We start from the raw sequence: 14,336 nt of genomic DNA, 5'->3' as shown, positions 1-14,336 counted from the left end.
TATGGCTATTGTAATAATTGAATGCTAAACTGAGTTTTATATACAGATGAAATCACGGCTTACCTTTCTCTTTCTTTTTCTTTCTTTTTTGACTAGAGGTCAGGTTGAGAATGGTATACAGTTAAAAAAACTCAAATTACAAGATAGTGTACAAATAGATAGCGTAAGTATAAACCCTTTTAAATTTGAAGTATTAAATAAGCAACAACAACCTATTGATACTTCTTTCTATCGCGTTGATTTTCGCTTGGCGCGGATTTATTTCACGCCTGATTACCAAAAAAACAATGACAGCATCTATATCAGCTATAAAAAATACCCCGATTTTTTAACTAAAAAGTACCAGCAATTTGATCCTAGCATTATTGTAAACTCAAGTCAAACAAGAGCAATTTCCTATACATTAGAAAGCCCTGCAGCGGCTAAAAATTACAATCCTTTCGAAGGCTTATCAACCACCGGAAGCATTTCAAGGGGTATAACTGTTGGCACCAATCAAAGCGCGGTACTAAATTCTGAACTTGATTTACAAATAGTTGGAGAAATTGCTCCCGGAGTGAGTCTTAGGGCTTCATTACAAGATGCTAACATTCCCTTACAACAGCAGGGTTATGCTCAAAACTTAAGCGAATTTGACCAAGTTTTTATTGAGCTAGAAAGTAAAAATTGGAAGGTTAGAGCCGGTGATGTAGACTTGATAGAAAACCAGAGCTTTTTTGCCGCTTATCGTAAAAAAGTACAAGGTATTAACCTTCAAGCAAATTTGAGTTCGCAAAATGACCACCAAATTAGAGCGCAGGCTTCGGCTGCACTGGTGCAAGGGGTGTACACCCAAAATGAATTTATAGCTCAAGAAGGTAATCAAGGTCCCTACAAATTAACCGGACCCAATAACGAAGTATTTGTTTTAATCATTTCTGGAAGCGAACGCGTGTTTGTAAATGGAAATCTGCTTTCACGTGGAGAAAATGAAGATTATACAATTGATTACACCGCTGGGGAAATTATTTTTAATCCCACCTTTCCTATCACCTCAGAAATGAGAATTCGCGTAGAATTTCAATACACCGAGCAAAACTATAGCCGTATTATAGCTACTGCTGGCGGTGATTATCAAAGTGAAAAATGGCAAATAAGCGGATTTGTGTACCACGAAACCGATTTAAAAAACCAGCCACTCCAACAAAATCTTAATCGAGAGCAGGTAGATCAATTAGCGCAAGCAGGCGATAATCAAGAAAATATGTTTATCGCTAGTGCCCAAGAAAGTAACTTTTCTGAAAATAAAGTGCTGTACACCAAAACTCAAATTAATGGTAAAGAAGTTTTTGTGTATTCCAATAATCCAGAAGAAGATTTGTTTCAAGTCAAATTTACCCTTGTAGGTCCTAACCAAGGTGATTACATTCTCGCAAGTAATTCGGCTATAAGCAAAATTTACAACTATGTGGCTCCCATAAACGGCATAAAACAAGGTAACTATGCACCCATAATACGCCTATACGCGCCCGAAAGGCTACAATTAGCCATGACAAAAGCACAATACAGCGATAAAAAAACAGCCATGAATGTTGAAATTGCGGCCAGTAAGAAAGACTTAAATTTATTTTCTGCACAAGACGATCAAGATAACGCCGGTCTGGCTTTAAAAGCAGAAGGCAAGCAACTGCTTAAAACATTTGCAAATAAAGCGCAGTTTTTTATACAACAAGACCTTACTTATATTGAAAACAGCTTCTCTCCTATTGAGCGTATTTATGCCATTGAATTTGATAGAGATTGGAATTTAGAAAATCAAAAAGGAAACCAAATTTTTAATCGCAGCGGATTTAAGTACATTGACTCCACTTCTCACGAAACAGAATATTGGTTTGAACATCTTAATTACAAGAATAACTACTCGGGTAACCGCCATGTTTTTTCTACGCAAAATCGATTTAATCGCTTTAAAATAACAGGAAATGCTAGCTATTTAAACAGTCAATCTCAATATGAGAAAACCAAGTTTTTAAAAGCTTATTTAGATTTAAATTTACAAATTAACAAATGGTATACTGGTACTCGAATAGCCACAGAACACTTGAAAGAGCAAAATAAGTTAAGTGATGAATTAGCCTTAAACTCTCAGGCTTTTCAAAGCAGTACGGTTTATGTTGGAGTTGGAGACAGTACAGGTGTTTTTACTGAAATTGGTTTTAAACTACGAACTAATGACAGCATTAGAAATAACCGTTTAAGCCATGTAAATACCGCTTATAATTATTACTTAAAGGGTAATGTGTTAAAACAAGAAAACAGTCAACTAAGCTTCTTTGCAAATTACAGAAAATTAAAATATACCAATAGCATTCCGGCTGAAAATTCTTTGAATGCCCAAATAAGGTACAGACAAAATTTTGCTAACCGTTTTATACAAAGCAACACGCTTTACCAAACCAACAGCGGGACCTTAGCGCAGCAGGAATTTACTTATGTAGAAGTAAACCCAGGAGAAGGCCAATTTATTTGGATTGACTACAATCAAAACGGCACCCAAGAATTAGATGAGTTTGAAATAAGCCCTTTTCCTAACGAAGGAAAATACGTTCGGGTTTTATTACCAAATCAAATCTTTATTAAAACCAATCAAAATAAAATCAGTCAAGTATTAGTTTTGAATGGTGCCCGATTAAATCAGCAAAAGAAAACGGCCTTTTGGCATCACTTTTATAATCAAACCAGTTATTTACTAGAGCGCAAAATTCGACGAGCGTCTGGCAAGTTTAACCTAAATCCGTTTCAACAAGATCATGAAGAATTAGGAGCCAATATCAACTTTAGAAACAGTCTTTTTTATAATCGGGGTAAGCAAAAGCACTCTACCACATATACGTACTTAGATGCTACTAACAAAAATTTCTTAATAACGGGAGTTCAAGAAAGCAAAATTAGAAGTCACCAAATAAATTATCTGCACCGAATTGCCGCGGTTTGGTTGTTGGGCTTTGAGCAGCAGCTTTCAAAAAATGAAAATAGCTATCAAAACTTCCCTTCACGTAATTTCAACATCAATAGCCTGCGTATTTTCCCCAAAGTGACCTATCTTTTAGATCAAAATAAACGATTTGAACTGTTTTATGAGCTAGACATACAAGAAAACGTCATTAATAACCTTGAAACTTTACAAAAACAGCGATTAGGCTTATCTTTGCAATGGGCAAAAGGTCAGATTTATAGTTTTTCGACAGAATTCAATTATATCTATAATGCCTTTAAAGGCGATGCTTTTAGCCCCGTTGGGTATCAAATGTTATCTGGTTTACAACCTAAAACCAATTATACTTGGAAACTACTCGCGCAAAAAAAAATCACCAATTACCTTGATTTAAATTTAAACTATCAAGGAAGAAAGAGTCCTAACAATGCAGCCATTCATACAGGAAACGTACAGCTAAGGGCTTATTTTTAGAATTAATTTACGGATTCAATCTCTTTAAAATTTATTTTTTTAATAGTAAAATAAATTAAGAAAATTAAATCCGTAAAGCATAAGCATACAATAATCAATGGGTAAAAAAATTAGTTTAGAAAAACATATTGTTCCAGCTTTGACCAATTCGTATAGAATTCAAGAATACGCGGCAGAAGCATTTGAATATCTTTATAGCCGAAGTGCCGCGAAAAAGGCAATAAAGAAAGGCTTAATTCATATCAATGGTAAGGTAGCGAGCACCGCCGATTTTATCGAAGAGGGAATGATGTTAGAGCTATATAAAGAATTTGAAGAATCAAAAAAAATATTTAAGTTAGATTTTCAAGTACCTTTTGAAGATGATTACCTTGCCGTAATTCAAAAGCCTGCGGGTTATCCTACCAATGGCAATTATTTTAAAACCATTGAGAATGCTTTGCCCCATAACTTGGTTAAATCGCAGCAAAAAGATGCACTCCCTTGGCCGCAACCCGTTCATCGTCTAGACAACCCTACAAGCGGATTGCTACTAGTAGCAAAAACCAAAAAAGCGCAGCAGGTGCTTTCTGTAGCATTTGAACGAAAACAAATTTCAAAAACTTATCAAGCCATTGTTACTGGCCAATACTATAAGGGCCTTTGCTCCTTTGATGCAATAGAATCTAAATGGGCTCGAACGGAAATTTTAAGAAAACAAATACTCCAAAAAAATGAACAGATCTACAGTCTTTTACAATTAAACCCTATTACAGGTAGAACTCATCAATTAAGAATACATCTTTCTAGACAAAACTTCCCTATACTTGGCGATAAAACTTATGGATGTCAACAAGATAATCATAAAAACGGATTGATGTTATGTTCATTCGGATTAAGATTTACGCACCCTATTACAGATAATAAATTAAATATTGAAGGGGTTTTGCCTAAACGATTTCGCCAATTCATAAATAGATGTAACGTGCCAAATTAATCTCAAAAGCTAAGCTTAACATAATTTTAGCGCTAGATCTGTTAAATAATTCGTTATTTTTGTATTAACCTATATTAACTTTTCTCTATGCTAAAGCAGCAATTAAATTTAAAATTATCTCAAAAGCTATCTCCACAGCAGATTCAGCTTATGAAATTGATTCAACTTCCTACTCAAGCTTTTGAGCAAAGGGTAAAACAGGAATTAGAAGACAATCCTGCTTTAGATAGTGGAAAAGAGGACCAGGATAGTTTCGATGATGAATTTAAAAATGAAGAAGTAGAAAGCGATTCAGAAATTATAGAAACAGAATCAGAAATTGATGTAGATGAATATTTGAGTGATGATGAAATTCCAGATTATCGTACTCAAGCCAACAACTATAGTAAGGATGATGATGAGAAAACCATCCCTTATGCCTCTGGGGTATCTTTTTCGCAGTATCTTAAAACTCAATTGCAAAGCTTTAGATTGAGTGAAGAAGAAAAGCAAATCGCAGAATTTTTGGTAGGCAGTGTAGATGAAAGCGGCTACATTAGACGGGAGACAATCGAGATTGTAGACGATTTAGCTTTTACTCAAAATATTTATACCGATGAACAAACAGTTGAAAAAATCTTTCAGATAGTACATAAACTAGATCCTGCTGGCGTAGGAGCACGTAGCTTACAAGAAAGTTTATTAATACAATTAAAAAGAAAAACCCCAACCCAAAGTACTGCTTTATCTATAGCAATAATTGAGGAGGCTTTTGAGCAATTTAGCAAAAGACATTACCAGAAACTTCTGTCTAAGTTTTCAATTAGTGAAGATGAGTTAAGGGATGTTATTGATGAAGTTTCTCATTTGAACCCTAAACCGGGCGGCTCCTATGCTGGGAATAATCGAATTGTAGAACACGTTGTACCCGATTTTACAATCAAAATCAAAGATGGTGAGTTACAACTTAGCTTAAACGGCAGGAACGCACCCACCATGCACGTGTCTAGAGAGTATAGTAATATGCTTAAGGGCTATAAGGAAACCGACAAAAAAACAAAAAAGCAGAAAGATGCGGTCATGTTTATTAAACAAAAGTTAGATGCCGCAAAATGGTTTATTGAGGCCATTAGGCAACGTCAAGAAACGCTATTTGTAACGATGAATGCTATTATGCATCACCAATACGAATATTTTATGACTGGAGACGAGAGAGACTTAAAACCAATGATTTTAAAAGACATTGCCGATAAGATTGGCATGGATGTTTCTACTGTTAGTCGGGTGGCAAATTCAAAATATGTTGACACGCCTTACGGCACAAAATTGATTAAAGAGTTCTTTTCTGAATCTATGACAAATTCAGAGGGTGAAGAAGTTTCTACTTTAGAGATAAAAAAGATTCTACAAATTACCATTGAAAAAGAAGACAAAAAAAAGCCTTTAACCGATGAGAAATTAGCCAAAATATTAAAAGATAAAGGCTATCCTATTGCTAGAAGAACCGTAGCAAAATACAGAGAACAATTAGATATTCCTGTAGCACGATTACGCAAAGAAATTTAATCTTGAAGTTCTTTTTTAAATTTATAAGTGCTCTTTTTCATCCTTTATGGTTACCCTTTTTAGGTAGTGTAATTTATTTTTTGGTGACTCCCAGGTTTTTACCTAAAGCTATTATAAAGGCCAAATTGCTAGGTATTTCGGTATTGAGTATTTTTATTCCCATTTGTATTTTTTTTCTGCTCAAAAACCTTAAAATAATCAGTAGCGTTCACTTAAAAACCTACACAGAACGAAAAATACCTTTGATGCTATACATACTTATATTTATGAGCATCAAAAATTTTGTTATTCAAGATATTTCACAAACAGAATTATATTTTTACTTCTCCAATTGGATTTACGCCTGTTTAATCGCTTTATGCTTATGCTATTTTAAAATAAAAGCCAGCTTACATCTTATGGGATGCAGCCTGCACACAGGATTCGTGATAAGCGCCTCCCTGTTATACCAAAGTTCTTTTTATTGGCTTATCGGCGTTTGTATTGTCTTAACGGGTTTAGTCGCTACTGCTAGACTATATCTCAAAGCACATACTTCAAACGAGTTACTTTGGGGTACTCTAGCCGGATTAGCCCCCTACTCGTTTCTATTTTTTTATCTTTAATTAAAGGATATAAAAAGTCAGCCCCACTTTAAGTGGATTCAATTTGACGGGAACATTTGAATCTTTCAAGCTGCCGTCAAAAAGACTATTCAGGCTATAATACACCGTAAAATTAAAGGTATTATACCCAAAAGTAAACGTTAGGCCATATCGTAATCGTTCGAGCTCATCTAGGTTATATTGTGCCAAACGAATGTCTTCATACTCACTCTTTATTTTAGAATAATGAATATAACCGACCCGTAAACCACCATATATTCTCCAAAATTTGTAGCTCGTAGGCGTCGAAGTACGCCATCTGAATTCTAAGGGCATTTCTATAAGGTATAAACTAAGTCTATTGCTTTTATAACGCTCTAATTTGGTATAAACTGGATTGGGTTGGGTTTCATCAATCAACAAATTAAATCCGTAAGAATTCGCTGACCAGCCCAAGCCCACACCCAAAGCGACATTTCTTCGTTTATTAATAGGCATATCGCGAATAAACCCAAAGTTTAACCCACCCGAAAAGCCCGACTGCCTAATCCCTTTAGGTCTGTTTAATAAAAGGTTAAAACCAAGACCCGAATAAAACTGATCTTCTCGGTATAGACTGTCTATACTAATAGTATCGATAACGGCCTCAACTTCCTGGCCCGTTGAAGATAAAATAGAACCAAGAAAAACTAATAATAAAACAAGATATGTCTTCATAGACTTAATTTAATTAAAAAAGACCGCTTTCTAAAATAAAGCGGTCTTTTAAACTGATTAAAATAACAACAAAAATTATTGCATGTTTTTTATAGCTTCACCATTTTTGGTGGTGTAATTTACGCGATAAGCCTCTGCTTTTCTCAACTCATATTTAATATCAGATACTAGCCCCATTCCTGTTTCTGCATCTATTTTTAGAGAAGTTGTTAATAAACCTTGTAGCTCTTCACGTTTAGACTCACGCTCCTCGATAATAAACTGTTGTATATCGTTCACATCAGCAAATTTATCATTCAACTGTATCCGCGCTTCTTTACCAAATTGTTTCTGGTAACGTTCACTAGGTTTACCAGCATAAATATACATTACCAGATCTTTCTTTTCTAGTTTCTCAGTTTGGTCAGCAAACGGCAGTCTATTTTCTACCATAAGTGTATTTTGACGCATAACTGTTGCCACCATAAAGAAGAAAAGCAACATAAAAACAATATCAGGCAAAGATGCTGTAGATATCGCTGGTAAATCTCCGCTCTTTTTCTTTTTAAATTTAGACATAATTTAATTTTTAGGTCTTTTATTCTCTTTCTTTAGGCTCTGCTTCAGATAAGTTTAAAGGAAACATTTCACGTATTTGCTTAATCTGTTCTTCTAACTTTTCTTTATTTCCCCTATATTGAGAATCATTAAAATCTTTTTCCATCTGGATAAAAGACTTACCAAACAAACGATTGGCTTCTCGGTTTCTCAAATAGTTAAAAGCTGCAACGAGCTCATTTTGCACGGCGATATAAGCGCCATATTCAGTCTCTCTATCGTTCTGCAAAGAGATCACCGCTTTAAGCGGATTGTCTGATGATGCTGGGTCTTTTGCTCCTTGGCAATAATTACAATCGCCTCCACCATTATCTAAAAAGTCTATTGCCGCCTGTCTTAAATCTTTAAGTTCCATACGCTCATCTTCGACAAGCAATTCCTCATTTTGATTTATTAACACGATAAAGATATTTTTTTCTTTACGTGGTGGCGGATCTTCAGGCTGTTCTTCAATCGGTGGCAATTTACTATTGATACCAGTATCTGTTTCGATGGTTGTAGTTACCAAGAAAAAGATAAGCAGCAAGAAGGCAATATCTGCCATTGATCCTGCATTCACTTCTGGTGCACTTCTTTTTGCCATAAGGTTTAGATTACTTGATTAATTTTTTGATTCCTGAATAGATCATTGCTCCAATAGCAATTGCTGCTAAAATGTAAAAAGTTCTCAATCCTGCACCAATCCATTGTGATTGACTGGCCGTTAACATTTCACCGTTTTTCATTTCGGTAGCGGTTCCTTCAGATAAAAAGTAAGCAATAAGTACCACAACAGCAAATGAGCCAATAGCAATCAATGTACTTTTAACATTTCCAGTAAATAGGTCTTTAAGAACAAAGACCAGCACCAATAACAAAATGATACCAAAAACAGCATAGGCAATGGTCATCAATGGTTGCACAAGAGACTCGTCGCCTATTGAGAACAACCATATCCCCATTACCAATGCAATAGCACCTAGTATTAGTGATACAATTTTTAATATTTTATGTATAATCATTACAATTGATTTATAGGGTTATTACTTTCTTCTCTTGTAATCTACAAGGATATCGATTAATGTGATTGACGCATCTTCCATATCATTAACAATGCTATCAATTTTTGCGATAATGTAGTTATAAAAAATCTGAAGAATAATAGCCACAATAAGTCCAAATACAGTAGTCAATAAGGCCACTTTAATACCTCCTGCTACTAAAGACGGTTGCATATCTCCAGCTGCCTCAATTTTATCAAAAGCTTGAATCATACCAATTACAGTACCCATAAAACCTAACATCGGTGCCAATGCGATAAATAAAGAAACCCAAGATACGTTTTTCTCTAATTGTCCCATTTGTACTCCTCCATAAGCTACAACGGCTTTCTCTGCTGCATCTGTACTTTCATCTGCACGATCTAAACCTTGGTAATAAATAGAGGCTACAGGGCCTTTTGTGTTTCTACAAACCTCTTTAGCTGCTTCAATGCCGCCGCTATTTAAAGCATCTTCAACATTTTGAGCTAATTTCTTTGAGTTTGTGGTTGAAAGATTTAAGTAAATAATTCTTTCAATAGCTATGGCTAAACCTAAAATCAAACATAAAAGAACGATACCCATAAATCCGGCACCACCTTCTATAAATCGTTTTTTAAGCTCTTGATGAAACCCTAAAGACTCTTTTTCTTCGGCTGCACCAGCATTTGCGCCATCATCTTCTTGAACAATCGTTACGTTTGCTGTAAAAGCATTTACATTGCTTGTCGCGTTTGCAGTTAAACCTCCAAATACCATAATGGCTGCGATGACAAGGATTGAGAATAATCTTTTCATTACTTGTTGTCTTAATTAATTATTATTAAAGTTTAAAGATATAAATTATTTTTTAAAAAAAAGCAGAGAGGAAGGGATTCGAACCCTCGATACGCTTTTGACGTATACACACTTTCCAGGCGTGCGCCTTCGACCACTCGGCCACCTCTCTTCACACTCTTCATTAAAGGTCAGCAAATAACAAAAAAAAATTAAGCCAAAAAAGAAACTTAACAAATTTTACATCATTTCGCCTCGAATAGCGGTTTCAAAAATAGTTTTAAATACAGTAGGCGATAAGTTTTTACCTAACAAATACATGGTTTTGGCTACTGCTGCCTCGGTAGTGATATCTTTTCCTGAAATAACACCTATCTTTTCTAATCGGGTGCTTGTCGCATACAATCCCATATTTACAGCTCCCCCAATACATTGGGTTACATTGATAATTTTTAACCCCCTAGCAATATGGTCGCTAAGTAACTTTATAAACCAATCTTCGCTAAAAGCATTTCCTGCTCCATAGGTTTCTAAAATAACGGCTTTTATATGTGGAGCGGCCAACAAATAAGCTAGCGTCTTTGGATGCAAACCTGGAAAAATTTTAATCACTAGCACATTTTCATCAAGCTCTTTATGCACTATAAGATCTTTTTTATAGTTAGCTTGTTTTAATTTGGGTTTATTAATGGTAAGATTAACACCAGATTCAGCTAAAGCTGGGTAGTTTAAGGATGCAAAAGCTTGAAAATGCTCGGCATTTATTTTAGTGGTTCTATTCGCTCTATAAAGTTTGTATTCAAAATATAGCCCAACTTCTGTAATCACACTTTTATTAGCCTTCCTTAACCCAGCTAATTGTATTGAGGTAATCAAATTTTCTTTGGCATCAGTTCGCAAATCTCCTATGGGCAACTGAGAACCTGTAAAGATTATAGGCTTATTTAGATTTTCTAACATAAAGCTAAGTGCCGATGCCGTATAAGACATTGTATCACTGCCATGTAACACTACAAATCCATCATAATTAGTGTAGGCTTCCTCTATCACCTCAGCCAATTTACGGTAATAGCCAACATTCATATCTGACGAATCAATCGGATTTTCAAAACTATAGGTTTCTATTTTATGTTCTAGAAGCTTTAGTTCTGGTATATTGGCCAGCAAGTCATCGAAGTTAAATGCTTTGAGGGCTCCGGTTTCAAAATCCTTGATCATTCCGATGGTACCTCCGGTATAAATTAGAAGTATTTTAGCTGAATTCTGATACATTACTTATATTTTTTAAAAACAGACAAAGCGTTCTGGGTAGTTTTTTCTGCCACTTTCTCTAAGCTAATATTGTAAATATCGGCCAATTTTTGAGCAATATAAATTAAATAACTACTTTCATTTCGCTTTCCGCGGAATGGTTTGGGGCTTAGGTAGGGTGAATCGGTTTCTAAAACTATATGATCGATAGATATTTCTTTTATAAATTGATCAATTTTTCCATTTTTAAAAGTAAGCACTCCACCTATTCCAAGCTTCATATTATAAGAAATTGCCCGTTTTGCTTGCTCCAAAGTGCCAGTAAAGCAATGAAAAATTCCGTAAAGATTTTCAGACTTTTCTTCTTCTAACACCTCAAAAACCTCATCAAAAGCATCTCGACAATGAATAATAATAGGCATTTTTTTTTCTTTAGCCCATTGTATTTGAGTACGAAAACATTCTTGTTGCAAACTACAAGTTGACTTATCCCAATATAAATCTACTCCTATCTCACCTACGGCACAAAAATCACGCTTTTCAAGTTGATTTTTCACATGTGCCAATTCAGCTTTATAAGATTCCGGTTTGACCGAGGTGGGGTGCAAGCCCATCATTAAGTGCATCTCATTGGGGTACCGCTTCTCAAGCTCATACATCGCCTGTGTGGTTTCAGAATCTATAGCCGGTAAATAAAAAGATTTTACTCCTGCATCTAAAGCACGACGTATCACTTGATCCTGATCTTCATTAAAGGCCTCACTGTATAAGTGCGTATGAGAATCTACAAATTGCATGAATGTTTTTTTTAGGTAATTTGATGTTGCAAAACTAATTTAAATTCTTCGGCTATCTTTGCCAAAAAATGAAAGAATGTCTACGCTACGAAAATTAATGAAAGAAAAAGGTTACACCCGCATTAAATTAAAAACCACTGTCACCAATCATTTAGAGTTAAAAGCCAAGATAAATAAAGTAGAAGGTAATTTTATTTTAGATACCGGTGCCTCTAGTTCTTGTGTTGGACTTGACACCGCCGAATATTTTAATTTGTTTGCCGAAGACAGCGATGTAAAAGCTGCTGGAGCTGGAGCTACCGATATGCTAACGCAAGTTTCCTTAAAAAATGAACTAAAGATTAAGGGTTGGAAAAAGAAAAAAGTAAGCTTGGTATTGTTCGATCTAAGTCATGTAAACCAAGCTTTAGAAAATCATAATGCAGAAAAAGTACACGGCATTATTGGTGCAGATATACTAAAAAAAGGAAAAGCCGTGATCGATTATAAAAACAATTGTTTGTATTTGAAATAAATTTTTATTTTACGGTTTAAGTAATTTTTTGCATTAGGGATATTTTAATCGTAGCTTTATAACATCAACTAAACTAACAAATTATGAAAAAAATCTTATATATATGCTGTATTTTTTTTAGCCTAAACAGTTTTGCACAAACTAATTATTTATATGGTAAATGGTATTTAGAAAAAATAGATATCAACAATACCATTATTTTTACGCCTGATGATTTGCAATCGACAATATTCATCTATGAAATAGTGGCTCCTTTAGACAAACTTATAATTGACTGTTGTAGTGGTGCTTCTACAGAAATCATTCATGATGATTTATCAAATTCTTTTGTAATAGATCAAAGTTTGTTTTTTAGTGAATTCTGCTTCAATATAAATATGGGAAATTTTGAACAATTATATTTTAGTGATTTTTTTGAGCTTCAGAATCATACAAGTACTTACACCTATACGGTATCGCAGCAAGGTAGTCTAAATTTTTTAGTAATTACAAACACTAGTACTGGAGATCAAGCGTTTTACCAGAGTCAACAACTAGGGGTGGTGAGCAAAGAAAAAGTAGCGATTCAACTATATCCTAATCCTGTGACAAACAGCTTTGAGTTGGAAATAGATTCAGGTAAAGAAATAAACTCTATCAGTGTTTTTTCCATTAACGGAAAAGAAGTGTTAAGCTTTAAAAAGGCTCAAGCTATTTATGATATTTCGCAACTTGCTAAAGGAGTTTATTTTGTAGAAATTGAAATTGAAGGAGGAAAGAGTATTAAGAAAATTGTAAAACAATAAATTTTAAAAAATAAAAAGCCTTTGAAATTTTCAAGGGCTTTTTATTTTTTAAAATTTATATATGCCATTCAATTAAAGCTCTAACGCTTTTTTAACATCATTATCCATCAATAATTCTTCAGGACTTTCTAAGGCTTCTTTAATAGCCACTAAGAAACCAACAGATTCTTGCATAGATTTTAAATATGAAGAACATTTTAAGGTTTTAGCACAAGAAAGCGATGTAAAAGCTGCTGGGGCTGGAGCAACAGATATGTTAACCGAAATTTCAAAAGACAATAATTTACAGATAGGCTCCTGGAGCATGAAAGAAATAGAGTTGGTTCTATTTGATTTAAGCCATGTAAATTTAGCCTTAGAGCAATATGAATCTGAACAGATTCATGGTATAATCGGTGCAGATATTCTACTAGCTACGAATGCCGTTATAGACTATGAAACACAATCGATGTTTTTAAAACTTCAGTAATTTTAAGTCTGTTAAAACCAAAATCATTTAAACATCAATTCCAGGATGTCTAACCACCTTTTATGGTTTAAACAAATAATTAATAGAACTAAAAATTGCTAAGATGCAAGTATATGTTTAGCTTTATGGCCATATTTTAAAATTTAAACCATGAGAAAAACTTCGCTCTTTTTAATGCTTAGCTTGTTATTAATCAACTTTAGTTGCAAAGAAAATTCCAAGCAAGATGAGACCATTGCCAATCAAGTAGAACAAACCAAAACGCAAGAGGTAGTTTATCAATTAACCCCAGACAAAACCACTCTAACTTGGACAGCCTATAAAACTACCGATAAAATGCCGGTGAAAGGCACTTTTAAAACCTTGAAATTCGAAAATCGTGAAGGAAAAGATCCTAAAGAATTATTTCAAGAATTAGACTTTAGCATTCCTGTTTCAAGCTTATTTACCAATGACGCAACGGGTACTAGAGATCCAAAAATATTAGCTTTCTTTTTTGAAAAGATGGATAACACCGACCTAATTACAGGAAAAATAAAGTTAGAAAACGAGGAGTTGAAGGCACAGATTAAAATGAATAATCAAACCCACGATTTACCACTAAATTACAGTATTTCTGATAAAAATGTTGTAACCTTAACTGGAACAATGCATTTAGAAGATTGGGATGCCTTGAAAGCACTAGCTTCATTAAACGAAGCTTGTTTTGATTTACATAAAGGAGGAGATGGCGTGAGTAAAACTTGGGAAGATGTTGCTCTTGAAATTAAAGCAACTTTATAAAAGCTATAAAATAAAATTTTTTGCGGGCGCCCCGTTTTGGGTCGCCTTTTTTTATGAGGATGTTATTAAAACCT

General features: G+C 34.4%; 15 protein-coding genes and 1 tRNA gene. 7 read left to right on the top strand and 9 right to left on the bottom strand.

The genetic code is table 11. The features are described from left to right. The first annotated feature begins 46 nt into the window (after nt 1–46). From ACFSQ0_RS10090 to rpoN, 3 genes are all read left to right on the top strand, one after another. Nucleotides 47–3,448: a hypothetical protein gene (locus ACFSQ0_RS10090; protein WP_379047749.1), complete on the top strand. Its 3,402-nt coding sequence runs from the start codon at nt 47–49 to the stop codon at nt 3,446–3,448. 97 nt (nt 3,449–3,545) lie between these two features. After that, nucleotides 3,546–4,424, top strand: a complete 879-nt coding sequence (locus tag ACFSQ0_RS10085) for an RluA family pseudouridine synthase (protein ID WP_379047746.1) — start codon at nt 3,546–3,548, stop codon at nt 4,422–4,424. An 87-nt stretch (nt 4,425–4,511) separates the two neighbouring features. Further along, nucleotides 4,512–5,969, top strand: a complete 1,458-nt coding sequence (gene rpoN / locus ACFSQ0_RS10080) for an RNA polymerase factor sigma-54 (RefSeq protein ID WP_379047744.1) — start codon at nt 4,512–4,514, stop codon at nt 5,967–5,969. A gap of 605 nt (nt 5,970–6,574) precedes the next feature. On the opposite strand, the gene ACFSQ0_RS10075 is transcribed toward rpoN, so the two are convergent. The 8 genes from ACFSQ0_RS10075 to ACFSQ0_RS10040 form a co-directional block, all read right to left on the bottom strand. Continuing rightward, entirely contained in the window at nt 6,575–7,270 is a 696-nt protein-coding gene (locus tag ACFSQ0_RS10075; protein ID WP_379047741.1) for a porin family protein, read from the bottom strand. Nucleotides 7,271–7,345: 75 nt separating this feature from the next. Beyond that, nucleotides 7,346–7,828: an ExbD/TolR family protein gene (locus ACFSQ0_RS10070; RefSeq protein WP_379047738.1), complete on the bottom strand. Its 483-nt coding sequence runs from the start codon at nt 7,826–7,828 to the stop codon at nt 7,346–7,348. 19 nt (nt 7,829–7,847) lie between these two features. Beyond that, nucleotides 7,848–8,450 carry an ExbD/TolR family protein gene (locus ACFSQ0_RS10065; RefSeq protein WP_379047735.1) on the bottom strand — a complete coding sequence of 201 codons (603 nt, stop codon included), beginning with the start codon at nt 8,448–8,450 and terminating at the stop codon, nt 7,848–7,850. 10 nt (nt 8,451–8,460) lie between these two features. Next, the gene (locus tag ACFSQ0_RS10060; RefSeq protein WP_379047732.1) at nt 8,461–8,868 is read right to left on the bottom strand and encodes a hypothetical protein; all 408 of its coding nucleotides are present in this window, start codon (nt 8,866–8,868) and stop codon (nt 8,461–8,463) included. Between the two features lie 21 nt (nt 8,869–8,889). Beyond that, on the bottom strand, nt 8,890–9,684 hold the full coding sequence (locus ACFSQ0_RS10055; RefSeq protein ID WP_379047729.1) for a MotA/TolQ/ExbB proton channel family protein: 795 nt from the start codon (nt 9,682–9,684) through the stop codon (nt 8,890–8,892). A gap of 63 nt (nt 9,685–9,747) precedes the next feature. Beyond that, a tRNA-Ser gene (locus ACFSQ0_RS10050) sits at nt 9,748–9,835 on the bottom strand. 68 nt (nt 9,836–9,903) lie between these two features. After that, complete coding sequence (locus ACFSQ0_RS10045; protein WP_379047726.1) at nt 9,904–10,935, bottom strand: asparaginase; 1,032 nt, start codon at nt 10,933–10,935, stop codon at nt 9,904–9,906. Beyond that, on the bottom strand, nt 10,935–11,711 hold the full coding sequence (locus tag ACFSQ0_RS10040) for a TatD family hydrolase (RefSeq protein ID WP_379047723.1): 777 nt from the start codon (nt 11,709–11,711) through the stop codon (nt 10,935–10,937). The genes ACFSQ0_RS10045 and ACFSQ0_RS10040 overlap by 1 nt, the downstream gene beginning before the upstream one ends. A gap of 76 nt (nt 11,712–11,787) precedes the next feature. Here ACFSQ0_RS10040 and ACFSQ0_RS10035 point away from each other — a divergent pair, with 76 nt between their 5' ends. Both ACFSQ0_RS10035 and ACFSQ0_RS10030 read left to right on the top strand, forming a co-directional pair. Then, nucleotides 11,788–12,225, top strand: coding sequence for a retropepsin-like aspartic protease (locus ACFSQ0_RS10035; protein ID WP_379047720.1), 438 nt, complete (start codon nt 11,788–11,790; stop codon nt 12,223–12,225). 83 nt (nt 12,226–12,308) lie between these two features. After that, a complete protein-coding gene (locus tag ACFSQ0_RS10030) occupies nt 12,309–13,010 on the top strand; it encodes a T9SS type A sorting domain-containing protein (protein WP_379047717.1) in 702 nt (233 codons plus the stop codon). A 72-nt stretch (nt 13,011–13,082) separates the two neighbouring features. Here the strand turns inward: ACFSQ0_RS10030 and ACFSQ0_RS10025 are convergent, their stop codons facing one another. Further along, nucleotides 13,083–13,316 (bottom strand): hypothetical protein, encoded by a 234-nt coding sequence (locus tag ACFSQ0_RS10025; protein ID WP_379048845.1) that lies wholly within the window; start codon nt 13,314–13,316, stop codon nt 13,083–13,085. Here ACFSQ0_RS10025 and ACFSQ0_RS10020 point away from each other — a divergent pair. Both ACFSQ0_RS10020 and ACFSQ0_RS10015 read left to right on the top strand, forming a co-directional pair. After that, a complete protein-coding gene (locus tag ACFSQ0_RS10020) occupies nt 13,315–13,479 on the top strand; it encodes a hypothetical protein (protein ID WP_379047714.1) in 165 nt (54 codons plus the stop codon). The two genes, ACFSQ0_RS10025 and ACFSQ0_RS10020, sit on opposite strands and share 2 nt — an antisense overlap. A 150-nt stretch (nt 13,480–13,629) precedes the next feature. After that, complete coding sequence (locus ACFSQ0_RS10015; RefSeq protein WP_379047711.1) at nt 13,630–14,262, top strand: hypothetical protein; 633 nt, start codon at nt 13,630–13,632, stop codon at nt 14,260–14,262. Nucleotides 14,263–14,336: the final 74 nt, after the last annotated feature.

Source organism: Mesonia sediminis, from assembly GCF_042684705.1.
Taxonomy (GTDB): Bacteria; Bacteroidota; Bacteroidia; order Flavobacteriales; family Flavobacteriaceae; genus Mesonia; species Mesonia sediminis.
Note: the sequence above shows the minus strand (reverse complement) of the source record. Positions and strands in the feature narration are given on the sequence as shown.

Coding starts and splice junctions, on each gene's coding strand:
- ACFSQ0_RS10045 (WP_379047726.1), bottom strand. CDS start 10,935: ATGTATCAGAATTCAGCTAAAATACTTCTAATTTATACCGGAGGTACC.
- ACFSQ0_RS10035 (WP_379047720.1), top strand. CDS start 11,788: ATGTCTACGCTACGAAAATTAATGAAAGAAAAAGGTTACACCCGCATT.
- ACFSQ0_RS10090 (WP_379047749.1), top strand. CDS start 47: ATGAAATCACGGCTTACCTTTCTCTTTCTTTTTCTTTCTTTTTTGACT.
- ACFSQ0_RS10040 (WP_379047723.1), bottom strand. CDS start 11,711: ATGCAATTTGTAGATTCTCATACGCACTTATACAGTGAGGCCTTTAAT.
- ACFSQ0_RS10065 (WP_379047735.1), bottom strand. CDS start 8,450: ATGGCAAAAAGAAGTGCACCAGAAGTGAATGCAGGATCAATGGCAGAT.
- ACFSQ0_RS10020 (WP_379047714.1), top strand. CDS start 13,315: ATGAAAGAAATAGAGTTGGTTCTATTTGATTTAAGCCATGTAAATTTA.
- ACFSQ0_RS10075 (WP_379047741.1), bottom strand. CDS start 7,270: ATGAAGACATATCTTGTTTTATTATTAGTTTTTCTTGGTTCTATTTTA.
- ACFSQ0_RS10085 (WP_379047746.1), top strand. CDS start 3,546: ATGGGTAAAAAAATTAGTTTAGAAAAACATATTGTTCCAGCTTTGACC.
- ACFSQ0_RS10025 (WP_379048845.1), bottom strand. CDS start 13,316: ATGCTCCAGGAGCCTATCTGTAAATTATTGTCTTTTGAAATTTCGGTT.
- ACFSQ0_RS10055 (WP_379047729.1), bottom strand. CDS start 9,684: ATGAAAAGATTATTCTCAATCCTTGTCATCGCAGCCATTATGGTATTT.
- ACFSQ0_RS10030 (WP_379047717.1), top strand. CDS start 12,309: ATGAAAAAAATCTTATATATATGCTGTATTTTTTTTAGCCTAAACAGT.
- ACFSQ0_RS10015 (WP_379047711.1), top strand. CDS start 13,630: ATGAGAAAAACTTCGCTCTTTTTAATGCTTAGCTTGTTATTAATCAAC.
- rpoN (WP_379047744.1), top strand. CDS start 4,512: ATGCTAAAGCAGCAATTAAATTTAAAATTATCTCAAAAGCTATCTCCA.
- ACFSQ0_RS10070 (WP_379047738.1), bottom strand. CDS start 7,828: ATGTCTAAATTTAAAAAGAAAAAGAGCGGAGATTTACCAGCGATATCT.
- ACFSQ0_RS10060 (WP_379047732.1), bottom strand. CDS start 8,868: ATGATTATACATAAAATATTAAAAATTGTATCACTAATACTAGGTGCT.